Annotated in this window: 12 protein-coding genes and 1 pseudogene; 9 read left to right on the forward strand and 4 right to left on the reverse strand. The window is 43.0% G+C overall.

From position 1 onward, the window contains the following. Positions 1-486: 486 nt before the first annotated feature. Positions 487-1,299, forward strand: coding sequence for a RecX family transcriptional regulator (locus tag GUY17_RS01215; protein WP_162022052.1), 813 nt, complete (start codon positions 487-489; stop codon positions 1,297-1,299). A gap of 193 nt (positions 1,300-1,492) precedes the next feature. Here the strand turns inward: GUY17_RS01215 and GUY17_RS01220 are convergent, their stop codons facing one another. Continuing rightward, positions 1,493-2,869, reverse strand: a complete 1,377-nt coding sequence (locus tag GUY17_RS01220) for a lyase family protein (RefSeq protein WP_162022053.1) — start codon at positions 2,867-2,869, stop codon at positions 1,493-1,495. Positions 2,870-2,961: 92 nt separating this feature from the next. On the opposite strand from GUY17_RS01220, the gene acnA reads away from it, so the two are divergent. After that, positions 2,962-5,688 (forward strand): aconitate hydratase AcnA, encoded by a 2,727-nt coding sequence (acnA, locus tag GUY17_RS01225; RefSeq protein WP_162022054.1) that lies wholly within the window; start codon positions 2,962-2,964, stop codon positions 5,686-5,688. A gap of 259 nt (positions 5,689-5,947) precedes the next feature. Here acnA and GUY17_RS01230 read toward each other — a convergent pair whose 3' ends face one another. Further along, positions 5,948-6,787: a DUF417 family protein gene (locus GUY17_RS01230; RefSeq protein WP_123884487.1), complete on the reverse strand. Its 840-nt coding sequence runs from the start codon at positions 6,785-6,787 to the stop codon at positions 5,948-5,950. A 568-nt stretch (positions 6,788-7,355) separates the two neighbouring features. Between GUY17_RS01230 and GUY17_RS01235 the strand changes: the two genes are divergently transcribed. Next, a complete protein-coding gene (locus tag GUY17_RS01235; protein ID WP_254439849.1) occupies positions 7,356-8,030 on the forward strand; it encodes a DUF2238 domain-containing protein in 675 nt (224 codons plus the stop codon). 222 nt (positions 8,031-8,252) lie between these two features. Here the strand turns inward: GUY17_RS01235 and GUY17_RS01240 are convergent, their stop codons facing one another. Then, the gene (locus GUY17_RS01240) at positions 8,253-9,032 is read right to left on the reverse strand and encodes an acetoin reductase (RefSeq protein ID WP_101084858.1); all 780 of its coding nucleotides are present in this window, start codon (positions 9,030-9,032) and stop codon (positions 8,253-8,255) included. A 480-nt stretch (positions 9,033-9,512) separates the two neighbouring features. On the opposite strand from GUY17_RS01240, the gene GUY17_RS01245 reads away from it, so the two are divergent. The 6 genes and pseudogenes from GUY17_RS01245 to GUY17_RS21130 form a co-directional block, all read left to right on the forward strand. Further along, the gene (locus GUY17_RS01245; RefSeq protein ID WP_162022055.1) at positions 9,513-10,196 is read left to right on the forward strand and encodes a response regulator transcription factor; all 684 of its coding nucleotides are present in this window, start codon (positions 9,513-9,515) and stop codon (positions 10,194-10,196) included. 9 nt (positions 10,197-10,205) lie between these two features. Then, positions 10,206-11,642, forward strand: coding sequence for an ATP-binding protein (locus tag GUY17_RS01250; protein ID WP_162022056.1), 1,437 nt, complete (start codon positions 10,206-10,208; stop codon positions 11,640-11,642). 86 nt (positions 11,643-11,728) lie between these two features. Then, positions 11,729-12,559 carry a YbhB/YbcL family Raf kinase inhibitor-like protein gene (locus tag GUY17_RS01255; protein WP_162022057.1) on the forward strand — a complete coding sequence of 277 codons (831 nt, stop codon included), beginning with the start codon at positions 11,729-11,731 and terminating at the stop codon, positions 12,557-12,559. Positions 12,560-12,626: 67 nt separating this feature from the next. Next, positions 12,627-13,850 (forward strand): efflux RND transporter periplasmic adaptor subunit, encoded by a 1,224-nt coding sequence (locus GUY17_RS01260; RefSeq protein WP_162022058.1) that lies wholly within the window; start codon positions 12,627-12,629, stop codon positions 13,848-13,850. A 3-nt stretch (positions 13,851-13,853) separates the two neighbouring features. Continuing rightward, entirely contained in the window at positions 13,854-15,800 is a 1,947-nt protein-coding gene (locus tag GUY17_RS01265) for a MacB family efflux pump subunit (RefSeq protein WP_162022059.1), read from the forward strand. 49 nt (positions 15,801-15,849) lie between these two features. Next, a pseudogene (locus tag GUY17_RS21130) lies at positions 15,850-16,009 on the forward strand (IS91 family transposase); the annotation flags it as partial. A 278-nt stretch (positions 16,010-16,287) separates the two neighbouring features. Here GUY17_RS21130 and GUY17_RS01270 read toward each other — a convergent pair. Beyond that, positions 16,288-16,920, reverse strand: a complete 633-nt coding sequence (locus GUY17_RS01270) for a YdbC family protein (RefSeq protein WP_162022060.1) — start codon at positions 16,918-16,920, stop codon at positions 16,288-16,290. Positions 16,921-17,099: the final 179 nt, after the last annotated feature.

A 17,099-nucleotide genomic window follows, 5' to 3' on the forward strand; every position in this document is an offset into this window, starting at 1 on the left:
GTGGATGTCATCAGATACAAGCGCCTTAATTCAACAATCCTAACATCTATAGATACGCCCTTGAGGGGTTGTGAGGATCATATTTTTTTCGATCTAAAATATTTTCTGGCTTCTGTATTGTTACCAATCGATATCGCAATAAATGCTTGGGGGACAGCAGATTATCTATTAAGGTTATTAGCGGCTGTCACCGCCAGTTCAGCAACGTCAAATAGACAAGCAATAATCGTCTTATGACTCGAGTATAAAGATCTTCTATCCATTGATGTTCCGTTGCGGATAATGCTGCTAAGTGACTAATGATGCAGCTTTAGTACAACAAGTCTTCATCAATAAATAACTCTATAATCCATTTAAAAATCTGTATTCCATTCACTATAAAGGCGGTTTTTTAAATCATTTAAACAATGAAATATCTAGATCTTTCTCAATAACTGACTGAACTGCTACACTCATTTTGATTATGTTAAGGTAAGATTAATTTTTATGCAGCGTCCACCACTACGTCAAGCCAAAACCATCGATAACGTTTTTAATAGTGCTTATTGGCATCTTGGCCAGCAAGACTTTACCATTAACGAAATTCGCACCAAGCTTGAGCGTAAAACCGACAATCAACAATGGATTGATACCGTACTCGCCAGACTCATCGAGGGCGGTTATTTAAAAAGTGATTTTGACTTTGCGGTACGTTACTGCGAGTTAGCTTTTAGTAACGAAATCGGTATTGGTGCCATAAGACGTAAGTTACAGCTGCGCGGCGTAAGTGCTACAGAGATTGATACCGCGATTGAGCAAGTGATGCACGAGCAAACAGTGGACCTTTTTGAGTTAGCCACATCGCGATTGCTGAGTCGGTTTGAAAATTTCTATGGTACCAACATAGAAAAAGTCTATTCCCAGATGACCACAAAAGGTTTCTCTCGGGCTGAAATTGATCACGCATTAGCACAACATCCACAACGTGAAACCCTGCGCAGTAAATTAGCCCTCAAAGCCGACAAAGCCGATTTAACCACTGAAATAATCAAACTGTTTAATAAAGGCAAAGGTAAAACCCTTATCTTGCAGGAATTAAAGCAGCGACTGATTGATGTAAGCGACTTTGAAGAAACCTTGTACCAACTAACGCTAACAGAAGACGTCGATTTTTATCAAAGCTGCAAAAATGAACTGGCTAAGAAACGCTATAACTTAGCGGACTATAAAGAAAAGTCGAAAGCGTATGCCTATTTATCCCGTAAAGGATTTGGCAGTGATGAAATAAAAGAGGCAATGACGCTAGATGACGAGTCATAACGTTTACCGCCGATATCACTGAGACAACGGATATCGGCAGACTTCTTACGACTCACTACTCACGATTTTTCATTCACCATTGCACTTTTACCGACTTGAGTGATGGCTAACATCTAACATCTAACATCTAACAGCTAACATCTTCAATCTCAAATTTATGTTATTCACCCAACTATTGTCAGTTTGGTGGCTGTTATTCATTAGGTTTTGCCAGATGCAACGGGTCGAGTATCGCTTGGAGTTTATCTTCGTCTAAATCGGTTTCTTCAAGCGCAATGGCTAATACTGATTTATGTTCTTTATCTGCTCGTTTAGCAATTTTTGCGGCCATATCGTACCCCACTACTGAATTAAGTGCGGTAGCTAGAATGGGGTTTTTCTCTAATGCCTGGGTCAAATGTTCTGCATTGGGCTTAAATTCGGCAAACACTTTATCGGTCATGGCTTGGCAGGCATGGGTTAATAAATCAATACTGGACAGTAGTTTGTCGGCAATCAGTGGCAGCATCACATTCAACTGAAAATTACCCGATTGTGCCGCGATGGTGATGGTTGCTTCATTGCCGATGACTTCAGCGGCAATCATGGCTACGGCTTCTGGGATAACGGGGTTAACCTTACCGGGCATTATCGATGAGCCCGGTTGCAGCGCCGTTAAGCTAATTTCTTGTAGTCCTGCAACAGGGCCAGAGTTCATCCAGCGTAAATCATTGGCGATTTTCAATAACGTAACCGCTAACCCTTTGAGCGCCGAAGCCATGGCTAAGGTGTGATCTTGGCTACTCATATACAACGCAGGGATTGGCGCCGCCTGCCAAGGGATCTGATCTTGCTGTTGTAAATCATCACATGCAAGTTTGGCAAAATTGGGGTCACAATTAACGCCAGTGCCCACCGCAGTGCCGCCCAATGGCAAATGATGCAGGCTCAGCGCTACTTGCTGTACCCTAGCTTGAGCACCGTTTAGCTGTTGTTGCCAGCATTGCAGTTCTTGGCCAAGTGTAATCGGCATGGCGTCCATTAAATGGGTGCGACCAGTTTTGACTGTATTTGAATACTCATCGGCCAAAAACGTTAATCTGTCACTTAAGCCCTGAATGGCCGGATATAATAAGCCCTTTAATTGCCTAACCGTACTAATATGAATACAGGCGGGCACCACATCGTTACTGCTTTGACCCATATTAATATGATCATTAGGATGAACTTTTGCCTGTAAAATGTCGCTAGCGAGGCTGGCAATCACCTCATTAACATTCATATTAGAACTGGTGCCAGAGCCTGTTTGGAACAAATCAATTGGAAAGTGCTGCGAAAAATCAAGCTTCTTACTGGCGATAATCGCTTGTTGAATTGCTTTGGCCATAGCGTTATCTAACAAGCCGAGTTGGCTATTAGCCTGTGCTGCAGCTGATTTTATGTCGAGTAGAGCGAGTATTGCTGGCGACGGAAAGCGTCGCTCAGAAAACTGAAAGTTATCTCGTGCACGTTGAGTTTGCGCCTGGTAATAAACATCATCTGGCACCTGAACTTTCCCCATGCTGTCATATTCTATACGTATCTTACTCATAAGGTTTTCGACTCGATTTTTGATTGGGATATGTTAGTGTGTTCACTAAGCTTAGCAGGAAGTGCCAGTAAACGTTTATAGGGAGATCAGTAATGAACGATTCTATGCAATTATTGAAACAGATTGAAAGTAATGACAAAACTTTCCGGTATTACAGCTTTGATCGACTAGCAGAACACTACGATTTATCCCGCTTACCCTTTGCGGCAAAAATATTATTAGAAAATCTACTGCGTTATGAAAATTCGGAATTTGTCCAGCCGAAGGATATTGAAATCTTGGCCCGCTGGGATCTGGATAACTGGTCTGAAACCGAAATTGCCTTTGTCCCTTCTCGAGTCATTCTACAAGATTTTACCGGTGTACCTTCAGTCGTCGATTTGGCCGCTATGCGTGATGCAATCGTGACATTGGGCGGCAATGCCGACGCTATTAATCCACTGAACCCGGTGGAGCTGGTTATTGACCACTCAGTGATGGTCGATGTATTTGCCGAAACAGGGGCGTTGCAAAAAAATACTGCCATTGAAATTCAACGAAACCGCGAACGATATCAGTTTTTGCGTTGGGGTCAGCAAGCCTTCGACAACTTTAAAGTGGTACCGCCCGGGCGCGGTATCGTGCACCAAATCAATCTGGAATATCTGGCGAGAGTGGTCTTTGTCAAAGAAGATGAAGATAACCTATTGTATCCAGACACCTTAGTCGGAACCGATTCTCATACCACCATGATCAACGGTTTGGGGGTATTAGGTTGGGGCGTCGGCGGCATTGAGGCTGAGGCCGCGATGTTAGGCCAACCCGTGACGATGTTGTTACCCGAAATTGTCGGATTTGAATTTATCGGTAAATTGCCTCCAGGGGTTACCGCTACCGATCTGGTGTTAACCGTGACCGAACAACTGCGCTCATTTGGCGTGGTAGGTAAGTTTGTTGAATTTTTTGGTGCCGGTGTCGATCAATTAACCTTGGCCGATAGGGCGACCATTGCCAATATGGCGCCAGAATACGGTGCTACTTGTGGCATTTTCCCGATTGACCAACAAACACTAGATTACCTAAAGCTTACTGGTCGTGATCCAGAGCATATCGCGCTGATCAAGGCGTATCTTAAACAGATGGGTATGTGGGCAAGTGCATCCGACAACAAAGCCTGTTATCACGCCAGCTTACAACTGGATTTGGGCAGTATTGTGCCTTCTATCGCTGGCCCCAAAAGGCCACAGGACAGAATTGCACTTGAGCAAGCTGGAGTCAGTTTCCGTCAGTGGTTGGATAGTCAGATCCCTGTTAGCCACATCGACGCCGAAGGTAAAGACGAGCTGGCAAGCGAGGGTGGCCCATCAGTGCAAGTTTCCGTCGTCGATGGTAGTACCGGTGTTGCTTGCCGTTATCGAGATAAAGACTTTGTGCTGGAAGCTGGCGCGGTAGTGATAGCGGCGATAACCAGCTGTACTAATACCTCTAATCCATCGGTGTTAATCGCCGCCGGACTATTGGCCAGAAACGCTCGTGAAAAAGGCTTACAGGTTAAACCGTGGGTGAAAACCAGCTTTGCACCTGGCTCACAGGTAGTGACGGATTATTTAATAAAATCAGGTCTTAATGTCGATTTAGATGCACTAGGCTTTCAGTTGGTTGGCTACGGCTGTACCACTTGTATTGGTAATTCCGGCCCATTGCCTCAACCCGTCAGCGAAGCGATACAACAGGGCAGGTTAAAGGTGTGTTCGGTGTTGTCGGGCAACCGTAACTTTGATGGACGTATCCATCCAGAAGTGCAAGCCAATTACTTAGCATCGCCGCCATTAGTGGTGGCATATGCATTGGCCGGTAATATGAAAGCCGATATGGTCACTGAGCCATTGGGTGAAGATGCTGATGGTAATGCGGTGTATTTAAAAGATATCTGGCCAGACAATCAGGAAATCCAGCAGGTCATGGCCAGCGCGGTGCAAAGTGAGATGTTTGTTTCCCGTTATGCCGATGTATACAGCGGCGACGCAGACTGGCAAGGGCTTGAGGTGGTACAGAGCCAAAAATATAACTGGCCCGATTCCACCTATGTTAAACAGCCGCCATTTTTTGATGGGATCAGTGCCGAAATACCGAAAATTATGGCTATCGACAATGCCCGTTGTTTACTTAAGTTAGGTGATTCGGTCACTACCGACCATATTTCACCTGCGGGATCTATTGCCCCAGACAGCCCTGCCGGAGACTATTTACAGCAAGCTGGAGTCGCCATTAAGGACTTTAACTCTTACGGTTCACGCCGTGGCAACCATGAAGTAATGATGCGCGGCACCTTTGCCAATGTAAGGCTAAGAAACCTGCTGGCACCGGGAACCGAAGGCTGTTGGACACGTTCAATGCCTAACGGTGAGTCGATGACAGTATTTGATGCCGCTATGCAGTATCAGCAACAAGGTACGCCTTGTATTGTGCTGGCAGGTAAAGAATATGGCACCGGTAGCTCACGAGACTGGGCGGCCAAAGGGCCTGCATTGTTGGGGGTAAAAGCGGTTATCGCGCAAAGTTATGAGCGTATTCACCGTTCTAATTTGGTTGGAATGGGTATCTTGCCACTGCAGTTTATGCCTGATGACAGTGCAGAATCGCTAAACCTCACAGGTGAAGAGCAATTTAGTATTCCTGCGGTAAGTGCCGAGCAGAAAACCGTGAATGTATCAGTGACCGACAAAGCGGGTAAGCAACATTCGTTTGAAGCTAAAATCCGCATTGATACCCCTAATGAGTTTAGTTATTACCGACATGGCGGCATCTTGCATTATGTATTACGTAATTTAGCGAGGTAATTTAGCTAGATCGTTTAGCTCAGTCAGCGAGGTGTTAGCGAAGTAATTAACTGCTTTAGATAACGTGTAAATACCCTGTAAATAGACCCATGTTTAACAACATGGGTCTATTTTTTTACTGTTTGATCATTGTATCTATTTGCATCCCGAATCAACCAATATGCTGGAAAACATAATACTTTCAGTCCTGTTTAAGCGTAAATCGAAGCATGATGCATTACGTTTTGTGTCGGTTGCTACTGATCATAAGGGCATATAGTTACTTAGCCGGTTTAAATATCATTAAAGTCGCAATAACAATTAAATTGCCTATGTACCATAGATCTTTAATTACAAACTGACCTAAACGCTCTAATAAAGTATTTGAACTAAATGCATTTGGTGCAGATAGTAAAAATGTTTGGGTCATTAAAAACACGCTTAAACACGCTAGGCTACTTACAATAATTAGCTTCTTATTATTTAAAAACAGTCCAAAACCTAATAACACAGCGAATAAAACATCAAACCCACCTATTACGTTTGAAGCGCCTCGCACACTAAATAAAGCATACAACCATGACATAAATGGCGAGGTTTCAACAAGGCCTACAATAGCTTTTGCTTCAAATTCATAAAACTTCATGCCGCCAATCCATAGTAAAACCATAGCAACAGGAATAAAGTTTAAAAGTACGTGCTGTTTGTCGCTAAGTTTACTTTTACAGAATAAAAACAAGTAAATAGGCAATATAGAAAAGTACTTAATAATACCTTGCCCACTACCTATTATCGGAAAACCGCCTAATTGCTCCATCCAGCGGTTACTAGCAAATAATGTTAGCAATGGCACTATGCTAATTATTATTGCTAACACGAGTGCCGCTGTAGGCTTTATTAATTTTAAATGCGCAGCTAAGGTTGTTGCGACCAGTGCGAGCATAGTTGAGCCCGTTAACAAGCCTAATGTGTTTACACCTATTAACGTATCAAGCCCATAGAAACTAAAAGTAGCGGTTAATGCGTTAGGATTTGCACCTAAAGCAAACGAAACCCCAAGCAGTAAAAAGCTCAGTAAGAGCAAAAAAGTAAGTGCATTGTTTATGTGTTTTAAGTTCATTGTATTTCCATGTATTCGTTAAGACCTACAAAGACCTTACAAGCCGATAAAACATTTCACCCAACCTAGCAAAACACTCATTATTTAAAGCGCAGTAGGGGCGTTAGCTGCATTAACTGAATATTGTGAACATCTCGAACGAAAAAGACGACAAGGTCATCAAACTGCCAGCGCTGGTTGTGCGCTTAACGACTAATATTTAAAGCTAACTACTTTATTTTTAATTGATTGATATCAAATTTTTCTGCTGAGTTGGAATTACTATATTGGCCTGTCATAAAAAGCCTATCGTAATGTTGATTGAAAGAGGTTAAGTTAATGAGCATTAAAAATGGCTGGCAATATTAAGTCTTTTAGCCTATTGATGGGTTGATCAATCCATCAATATAAGCAAAATCCGTTATTTTACATGCAGCATTTAAAAGAATGAGTTTATTATTTTTCAGTAGCCCTCGCGTTAGTGAGAGATTGCACGGCGTTGAGTCCCAAAGGGTATGGGTGAGGGATCTACAGCAGACTTTTGACTCCCTAGTAAGATTACCGTTAATTCACAATGGCTAAAAATATTATGGAACATAAACGATACTTTCTCATTCTGTCAGTCATCTTTGGTATTGAATTCCTAGTTATTTCTATATCGCCTTATGATCGAGCCGATTGGGCGCTTGAAAATGTACTCGTTGTCTTATCTGCCATGTTCATTTTTTTTACGTATAAGAAATGCCCATTATCGCGACTCTCTTATAGTTTGATATTTGCCTTTATGAGCTTGCATGAAATAGGTTCATATTATACTTATTCCAATGTTCCCTATGATGCATTTTTAACGTCGTACTTTAACTTTAGCCTTAATGAATATATGGGCTGGACCAGGAACAATTTTGATAGATTGATTCATTTGGCATACGGTCTTTTATTGGCATATCCTGTTAGAGATTTGTATTGTCGGATTGCTGGTTTGAAAGGCTTTTGGAGTTATTTAACGCCTTTAAATCTTATTATGGCAACATCGATGCTATATGAATTGATTGAGTGGGGCGCCGCTGAGGCATTTGGTGGCGAGCTAGGAATGGCATATTTAGGCACACAGGGAGATGTTTGGGATGCACATAAAGATATGGCCCTGGCAAGTCTTGGCGGTTTTATAGCGATGGCGATAACTCTTTTTATCCATTCACGTATTCAGAAAGACTTTCGAGAACAATGGACATTAAGTCTAACAGTAAAAAATAAAGAATATTAAGCAGGAAATTAAAGCCCTAGTATGCAACTTGACTAGCAATAGACATGCTCACCTAAGATGGGTACTGATTAGAGTCCAGCCTATGTTCACATGGTTGTTAATCACAGAGCTAAAAACTGCAGGCTATGTTGTTACTCTCAATATGAGCCCACAATTTTTAAACCATATATCCAAGACAGATCAAAATACACAATCCTGCATTTCGGGACCATTTGGTTATTATTAACGGTAAACCATACCGCCATCGATCAGCGGCGCCTGACCTGTCATGTAATCAGAGTCTGGACCCGCTAAATATGAAACAAAGTTGGCGACATCTACAGGTGTTTGCGCACGACCAAGGGCAATGCCTTTCACGTATTTATTATAGGTTTCACCTATTGGAGCCCCAGTAATCTCAGAAAAACGTTTATCAATCTCGACCCACATATCGGTTCCGACCACACCAGGGCAATAAGCATTGACTGTAATACCTGCGCTAGCATATTCCTGTGCTGCAGCCTGAGTTAACGCACGCACTGCAAATTTAGTCGCCGAATATGCGCCCAGTAAAGCAAATCCGTTATGGCCCGCAATGGAAGAGGCACTGATAATTTTGCCTTTTTGCTTGCGCTCGATGAATTTTTTTGCCGCGGCTTGAATACCCCAAAGGGTTCCGTCTACGTTGATCTTTTGGATTTTATCCATTTCTTCTTGAGTAATATCGGCTATGGCTTGAACTTGCGCAATACCTGCGTTATTCACCATAATATCGAATCCACCTAAGGCTTTTTCTACATGGTCTATAGCGGCATAAACTTGTTTCCGGTCGCTAATGTCAGCTTTAAAAGTAGTTGATTTTCGACCTAGGGCTTCGACCTCAAGAGATACTGCGAGCATTTTTTCTTCGTTTAGATCAACGATGGCAACATCTGCTCCATCTTTTGCTAAACGAAGTGCAATGGCACGTCCTATGCCCTGAGCTGCGCCAGTGACTAGCGCGACTTTTCCTTGTAATGACATATCTGACTCCTTTTTGATAATAGATAAGGAAGACCTTTTTATAGCCTTCCAGATAACGATTGAATGATCAGTTTACAAGGACGTAGAGCAATAAAATTAGATGTAGATCAATTCGAGTCAGCATAATGGTTGAAAATTAAACATGTTTAATCTCTAAGAATGACCTTTCAAGATTAGTGAGGAGCATTTAGATATCATGCTTTTAGTTTAAAAAGACTCTACTAATCAATGGTCAACATCATCAGGATGTGTAACTGTTCTCCTTCGGTCAATACCTTTAATATCTAATTAGCATGTTAGATAAAAATTGAATCACCCTTCGAACATCAATGCTGTTTATCTACTCCGCTCTCATTAGGTTGTTGAAATTTTATCCTGTATGGCCAGTCTTAATCTGTTAAATGACAATGTTGTCATATAGGTTGCGAGTGCGATGCGTCAGGTGAGATACTTTTAAGTGTTTCCCAAGGATAAAACTCAATGAACGTATTGCTTGTCGAAGATGAACAAAAAATTGCAGATTTTATCTGTGAAGGTTTGCGCGCCAAAAATTTCGATGTCACTCATTGTGCCGATGGTAATCAAGGTTATCAGGCGGCAAGCAACAATACTTATGATGTGATTATTCTCGACATTATGCTTCCGGGCAGAGATGGCTTGGATATTCTTCGTTCGCTGCGCCAACAAGGTGTCGATACACCCATTATTCTGCTTACGGCACGTAATGAATTGGGTGACCGCGTTCAAGGGTTAGACATGGGCGCAGATGATTACTTAGCTAAACCATTTTATGTTGAAGAGTTGCATGCTCGCATTCAAGCCTTATTACGACGCCATGGCGGCACACAACAGCATGTTGTCGAGGTAGGCGCATTGCAACTTGATTGTATTAATCGCAGCCTTAATTGTCAGGGACAATCGGTCGAACTTACTAGTCGAGAGTTTAGCCTGCTTGAACATTTAATGCGTTCACCCAACCAAGTGTTAACCCGGGGGCAGTTGTTGGAGCATGTTTGGGGATACGACTTTGATCCTTGTACCAATGTTGTCGATGTGTGCATTAAACGTATCCGCAGTAAGATGGCTTCTTTAGAGAAGGCCGGAAAAATGGTCGGCGCCATTGAGTCTGTCCGCGGCACAGGCTATCGCCTGAGCATTCGATAAGGTGTTAATATGCATTTTCGTACTCGTATTTTTGCCATATCAATTTTAACGGTAACCGCTGTGCTTACGTTGGTTATCAGCCTAAGTTGGTCGCGTATTATGACTGTAGAATTGACTCACCTTGATTCTCGCCTTTGTATGGAAGCAAAACGCTTAATACCCAAGCATACATTACCTGATGTCAATAATTCCGCTGCCAATATAAGTAATTTACGCGACACTTCGCTTTCTAGTAGCCGGTTAATGACTGATTTAACGGACAAGTTACGAATCAATTCACCTAGTCAATTAATGCTGTCTGTCGGTTCTGCTGAGCAAGGCTTTTTAACCGCGCCAGACGGTGTAGACGTACAAGGCGTGATAAGTCGCTTAAATTGGCTACGCGCTGAATCACTCACATTACCCCACAACAATAAAGCCGACGCGGTTTGTCAGCTGGCCTTTTTTGAACATCAGCAAAACCGATGGCGAGCGAGCTTATTTCAAACCTCAAACCAACAAAGTTTTATCGCTGTGGATATTGCAGCCACCACAAATCAGTTAACGAATACCTTGCTGACCGCGTTGGGTGTGGTTATTCCTTTTTCATTACTGCTCAGTATTCTAGGCGCATGGATTATCTCGACCAATACCATTAAACCAATAAACAGATTACATAAAGCAATGGATAAGGTGACCCAAAAAGATCTTAGCCATCGCTTGCCTGAGCATAAAGAAGACAAAGAATTCAAAATGTTGATTGATGCATACAATATGATGCTCGATCGCCTAGAGGACAGTTTTCAACAAGTTTCTCGTTTTACGGCTGATGCCGCTCATGAGCTAAAAACACCACTCACAGTGTTAAGAGGTAAGCTTGAACAAGCTGTGTTGTCTGAAAACCCATCGCTATTGGATCTCAATGCCATTCTTGATGAAGTGGGGCATTTGTCAGCTATTACCCGTAAATTGTTGCTGCTATCACAGGCGGATTCTGGCTCTATGGCGTTGCATTTTGAACCGATAAATATCACTGAATTGGTCGATGAGTTGATTGCCGATATGACCTTGCTGTCGGATGAACTGGAGCTTGATTGTGTTATTGAAAAAGGGTTAATCACTAAAGGCGATATTGTGTTGCTGAAGCAGCTGTTAAATAATCTGCTCGTAAACGTAATGCGTTATAGCCTTCATCACAAAGGTGTCACTATCCACGCTCGCCAAAACGAGTCTGCTATAGAAGTGGTTATCAGCAATTTTTGTCTGCCGATATCTCACGAGGTCAGGGTCAAACTGTTTGATCGTTTTTACCGCGGAGAGCCTGCTCATACCCAAGGCATATCCGGCAGTGGTTTAGGGTTAAGTTTAGCCAGAGAAATCGCTCGCGCGCATGGTGGCGATCTTACGCTTGAGCCCAGTGATATTGAGGTTGTGACGATGCGGCTGTTGTTACCCATCGTTAAATGACAACATTGTCATCCATCAGCGAAGCCTAATCGATACACTTAAGTTAACTCATTAATCGTTAACTTAAGTGTATTGGAGATTAGGCCATGAATACCCACATTATTGGCGCCATTTTATCTTTGACGTTGCTCAGTGCAACCGCCGTTAATGCCAAGCCGTCACTTGAACTCACCAGTCCTGCATTTTCCGATAATGGGATATTGCCAGTTGAATTTACCTGTGAGGGAGAGGGTATTTCACCACCATTAAGTTGGCGCGGAGTACCAGACGGAACCCAGTCATTGGTGATGATAATGGACCACATGCCTAAGCCTCATTACACAAACAATGTCGCAGGCAACGAAAAGAACGCACCAAAGGCTGACTCGGCTGACAATAACAAAGGCACTCCACCTCAAGGTGACACTAAGGCACCTAAACTAAACCAGCCTGAAGAACTCAAGTGGTATTGGACTGTGTACAATATTCCGGCGCAAGCTTCTGGTATTGGTTCTGGCAGTAAAGAAAAGCAATCTGTTGGTTCATTTGGCAGTAATACGGTGAATGATCGTAACGAGTATGCACCGCCATGCTCTAAAGGGCCTGGTCAAAAAGTGTATACTTTTCATCTTTATGCACTATCCAAATTTTTAGATATCGATTCGTCTGCCCCAGTATCTGCCTCTGTGTCAGCTCCTGTGTCTGCAATAATGCTTCGACAAAGCATGCAAGGCTTCGTACTGGACTCAGACTCTTTGACTGTGAGTTTTGAGCGACACTGTCAAACGCCGCAACGGGCTCATTCACCACAAGCTCATCCGCAAGAAGCTCATCCGGAACAAGCACCGCCACATAATGACAGCATGGATCCGCTGTCAACATTGCCATTGTGTAAACCCACTTTGAATACGACTTCTGCTGTTATTGATAGTAAGTAAACGCAAATTCGTTATTACAAGATTGTTAGCACAAATTCAGTCACTCAAAAGACATCAAGAGATCCACATGAAAAAGAACATTAAAAACACCTTGCTGCTTATTACCCTTGGCGCAATCGTTGCCGTTGTAGGGTACAAGTACACTCAAGCTCAACAGGATCAACCGATATTTACCACCGATGTGGTTAAACGCGGCAACATCGAAAAAGTAGTACTGACAAACGGCGTGCTTTATCCGTCTAAATTAGTCAATGTTGGTGCTCAAGTATCGGGGTTAATCGAAAGGATGGACGTGAATGTTGGTCAAAATATAAAGCAGGGCGACTTGATTGCTCAAATCGATAACTTAACTCAACAAAATGCCCTTAAAGAAGCTCAAGCATCATTGCAAAGTATTGATGCGCAATATCGGGCAAAGCAGGCTCAAATAAAAGTCGCAAAGTCTGAATATGCTCGTAATAAAAAGATGCTGGTTAATGGCGCTGCGTCGGTATCAGACTTTGACTCTGCAGAATCGATATTGGCGGTTTATCTGGCAGAGCTTGATGAACTCAGTGCTGAAAAAGACAAAGCAATCATTAGTGTCGATAACGCCAAGCTCAATTTAGGTTACACCACGATTCGTTCACCCATTGATGGCACCGTGATTTACGTGTCGGTCGAAGAGGGGCAAACCGTTAATAACAATCAAGGCACTCCCAGTATTATTGAGCTGGCGCAGTTGGACGTAATGACGATTAAAGCGCAAGTGTCTGAAGCTGACATTATCAATGTGAGTGCGGGTCAAGAAGTGTATTTTAGTATTTTAGGGGCCACAGCGAAAAAGTACCGTGGTGTATTACGTGCCATTGAACCTGGGCCAACATTGCTTAGCGGCGATGACAGTTCGTTGATGATTGGCGATGATGAGGCGATTTACTATAACGCTCTATTTGATGTGGAAAACCCAGACAAACTATTGCGTTTTGGCATGACAGCGCAGGTCTCGATTATTTTAGCTAATGCGCAAGACACTTTGCTGGTTCCATCACAGATATTGATAACAAAAACGAGGCCAAGTGTTTCGTATCAAGTGCCAGTGATAGTCAATAATCGCATTGAATATCGCGATGTTGAAGTGGGCATTAACAATAAAGTCTACGCTCAAATCCTTTCAGGTCTTAACGAAGGTGATCAAATCATGCTTGGTCAATCTTCAACTAATGACGGCGCAGCAACGAAGTCTGATTCATCTAGAGGTAACAAGCTAGGGCAGCGTACACCAGGTCTTGGCAAAGAGATGAGGTTATAACCCATGGCTGACGTTTTGTTAAATATTAAAGGTGTTAGTCGTTCTTTTACCGCCGGAGAGCAAGAACTGACGGTACTAAAAAACATTAATCTGCAAATCTGTCGTGGTGAATTGATTGCCATTATCGGCGCTTCTGGTTCGGGTAAATCAACATTAATGAACATCCTTGGCTGTCTGGATAAACCCAGTTCAGGCAGTTATTTCATTAATGGTCAGGACACATCCAGTATGGATGACAATGAACTGGCTGCACTGCGACGTGAATACTTTGGGTTTATCTTTCAGCGCTATCATCTTTTGGGTGATTTAACTGCGGTGGGCAATGTGGAAGTACCTGCATTGTACGCCAATGAGGCGCCGCAAACCCGACACGAAAAAGCTAAAAAATTACTGACTCGTCTGGGGTTGAGCGATCGTTTAGATCATAAACCAAGTCAGCTAAGTGGCGGCCAACAACAACGTGTCAGTGTGGCCAGAGCTTTAATCAATGGTGGCGATATTATTCTGGCCGATGAACCCACCGGTGCTTTAGATAGCAGTAGCGGCGAAGAAATGATGAAACTCATTCAAGAACTGCATCGCGACGGCCACACCATTATTTTGGTGACACACGACCCACATATTGCCGAATTTGCCGATCGCGTCATCGAGCTAAAAGACGGCGAAATCATTGCCGATACCCAAAAACGTATCCCAGCAGAAACGAGCTCGTTAATCGCAGACAGACAATCTTCCCAAGCAAGTATGAAGATAAACTGGTCGCGATACCTTGAAGCGTTAAAAATGGCGTTAATAGCCATGTCCAATCATCGTTTGCGTACGTTTCTGACGATGCTCGGCATTATTATTGGCATTGCTTCAGTGGTGTCCGTGGTTGCGTTAGGTGCCGGTTCGCAGCAATCTATTTTGGATAATATTGCCTCAATGGGCACCAATACCATTGAAATAAAACCAGGCACAGGGCGAGGAGATCGCCGCTCTGAACGGGTTAAGTCGCTCACGGCAGACGATGCCAATGCGCTTAAAATATTGCCCTATGTGGACAGCGTTACCCCAACCGTTAGGACCAATGTTGCCATACGTTATGCAAGTGAAACCGTCACAGGCTCAGTTCAAGGCGTGGGTACAGAGTATTTTCGGGTGCGCGGTTATGCGTTGGCCAAAGGACAATATTTTGCCGATGACAGTATCGATGCGTTAGAACAGGTTGCCGTCATTGATGCCAATACTGAGCAAACGCTTTTTTCTGATGGCAGTGCATTAGGTAGCGTCATTTTTCTCGGCCGCCTTCCTGTTCGTGTTATTGGCGTAACAAAGCCAATTGAAAGTGTGTCCGACAACAGTGATGAACTGAATGTTTGGTTGCCGTATACCACGGTGTCAGGACGTATTCTTAGACAAAATTATGTTAACGATATTACCGTAAGGATAGATGCCAATGTATCAAGCGATGTGGCAGAGCAAGGCATTATTAGCTTATTGACTATGCGCCACGGCAAAGTTGATTTTTTCACTATTAATACAGATACGATACGTAAAAGCATTGAAAAAACATCTGAAACCATGACGTTACTGATATCAGCTATCGCGTTTATCTCTTTGTTAGTTGGCGGGATTGGGGTAATGAATATCATGCTGGTATCGGTAACAGAGCGAACGCGCGAAATAGGCATTCGTATGGCCGTTGGTGCCAGGCAAACCGATATTATGCGTCAGTTTTTGATTGAAGCTGTATTGGTATGTTTTTGTGGTGGCGCATTGGGGATTGGACTTGCTTATCTTATCGGTATGATATTTACCTACACAGGCAGCAGTTTTCAGATGATCTATTCGAGTACGTCAATAGTGGCAGCTTTTGCCTGCTCGACCTTAATCGGTATTGTGTTTGGTTATCTGCCCGCCCGGAATGCGGCTAAATTGAATCCGGTTGATGCACTTGCTAGAGACTAACCTCTGCCAAGTAAATATGGCCCCCTAAATTATCGGCTTTGATGAGCAAGCGAAGTAATTGTACCGCGCACAGTTTGAAGCAGTATGGCAAATGTTAAGTTAATTTTGGATCACCCGAAAACACTTACAAAGTCAGCTTGGGTGCACGGCGGTTCTGCATACTTGGGGCAAATTTTAACCTCGCTATTCACTTGTACTGCTTAATCCCAGAATGTAGTGAATGAGTAAAACTGGCCATCAGTTTGTAGGTAATTCAAATAAATTTGATGTAGCGATTGGGAGTTTCAAGAAGGAATAGCCATTGATTTTCTCTTGGTCTGGTGTGGGCGAAGCGCCACGACATTAGTGGCCGAAGGCCATATCTTAAATACACTTTCGCCCATAAACGGGTGAGCAAACCTTCAGGAATTGATAATGTTTTATTGGGGGAAACTACAATATGATGATGCCGGTTTAAACTGGTTAGATGGAATGTCATCTGTGGTGATCAACCGTTATAGGGTGTGACGTTCCACTTTGTATCGAGAACAACCACCTTACCTAATAGTTGTTCAATGTACTCCGAAGTGTGGGCTATCTTCCGTAATTTTGGCAATACATTGTTTGCGTATATTTCATGAGCTGCTGGTGATTCCCAATGCGTTACCACCAAGTAACAGTCATGGTGTTCAACATGGCGCCAAACGTGACCGCCTAGCAATCCAAGTTGCGTTGACAGTTGAGGGTTCCAGAGCAGCTGTTGATCTCGATTAAACCTATCAATGTCCAGTACTTTTGAGCAGTAAGCGATTCTTAATACTCCAGCACCTGAAAAATTAATCTGTAAGCCAGATATGGTTGAAACTAGTTCGAAGTAATTAACTGAACAATGACGATAAGTGGATTGTTGTTTATTACTTAAATAAATCTCATCGTGGGTTGTGCTCATGAATTCACTCACGTGAAACTGAGATTCCCAAAAACCTAAAATAATGGCTGTGCTTGACGATGCTTCCCATCCACCTGCTTGCCCTATAAAACCGTTACACGTCGACAGCTGACTCCAAGCACTCTGACTTTGTGAAAAAGCCTCCTGTTTACCGTCATCAACCTCGCACATAATCAATTTTGCTATAGTCAAAATGGTTCCTAATATTGATGGTTCATGGGTCAACATGGTCTTTCAAAGCTCAATCTATCAGGGAGCAATATCTTTGTGGTGTTGGAGTCACCATGCCCAGTGCTAGCAGCAAAGCTTAACTGTTCAATACTTCTTTTTAACGGAACAAAACCATAGCAATTAGCACCTTTGAATCCGTT

It is taken from the genome of Shewanella sp. Arc9-LZ, from assembly GCF_010092445.1.
Classification (GTDB): domain Bacteria; phylum Pseudomonadota; class Gammaproteobacteria; order Enterobacterales; family Shewanellaceae; genus Shewanella.

Coding starts and splice junctions, on each gene's coding strand:
- GUY17_RS01215 (WP_162022052.1), top strand. CDS start 487: ATGCAGCGTCCACCACTACGTCAAGCCAAAACCATCGATAACGTTTTT.
- GUY17_RS01220 (WP_162022053.1), bottom strand. CDS start 2,869: ATGAGTAAGATACGTATAGAATATGACAGCATGGGGAAAGTTCAGGTG.
- acnA (WP_162022054.1), top strand. CDS start 2,962: ATGAACGATTCTATGCAATTATTGAAACAGATTGAAAGTAATGACAAA.
- GUY17_RS01230 (WP_123884487.1), bottom strand. CDS start 6,787: ATGAACTTAAAACACATAAACAATGCACTTACTTTTTTGCTCTTACTG.
- GUY17_RS01235 (WP_254439849.1), top strand. CDS start 7,356: ATGGAACATAAACGATACTTTCTCATTCTGTCAGTCATCTTTGGTATT.
- GUY17_RS01240 (WP_101084858.1), bottom strand. CDS start 9,032: ATGTCATTACAAGGAAAAGTCGCGCTAGTCACTGGCGCAGCTCAGGGC.
- GUY17_RS01245 (WP_162022055.1), top strand. CDS start 9,513: ATGAACGTATTGCTTGTCGAAGATGAACAAAAAATTGCAGATTTTATC.
- GUY17_RS01250 (WP_162022056.1), top strand. CDS start 10,206: ATGCATTTTCGTACTCGTATTTTTGCCATATCAATTTTAACGGTAACC.
- GUY17_RS01255 (WP_162022057.1), top strand. CDS start 11,729: ATGAATACCCACATTATTGGCGCCATTTTATCTTTGACGTTGCTCAGT.
- GUY17_RS01260 (WP_162022058.1), top strand. CDS start 12,627: ATGAAAAAGAACATTAAAAACACCTTGCTGCTTATTACCCTTGGCGCA.
- GUY17_RS01265 (WP_162022059.1), top strand. CDS start 13,854: ATGGCTGACGTTTTGTTAAATATTAAAGGTGTTAGTCGTTCTTTTACC.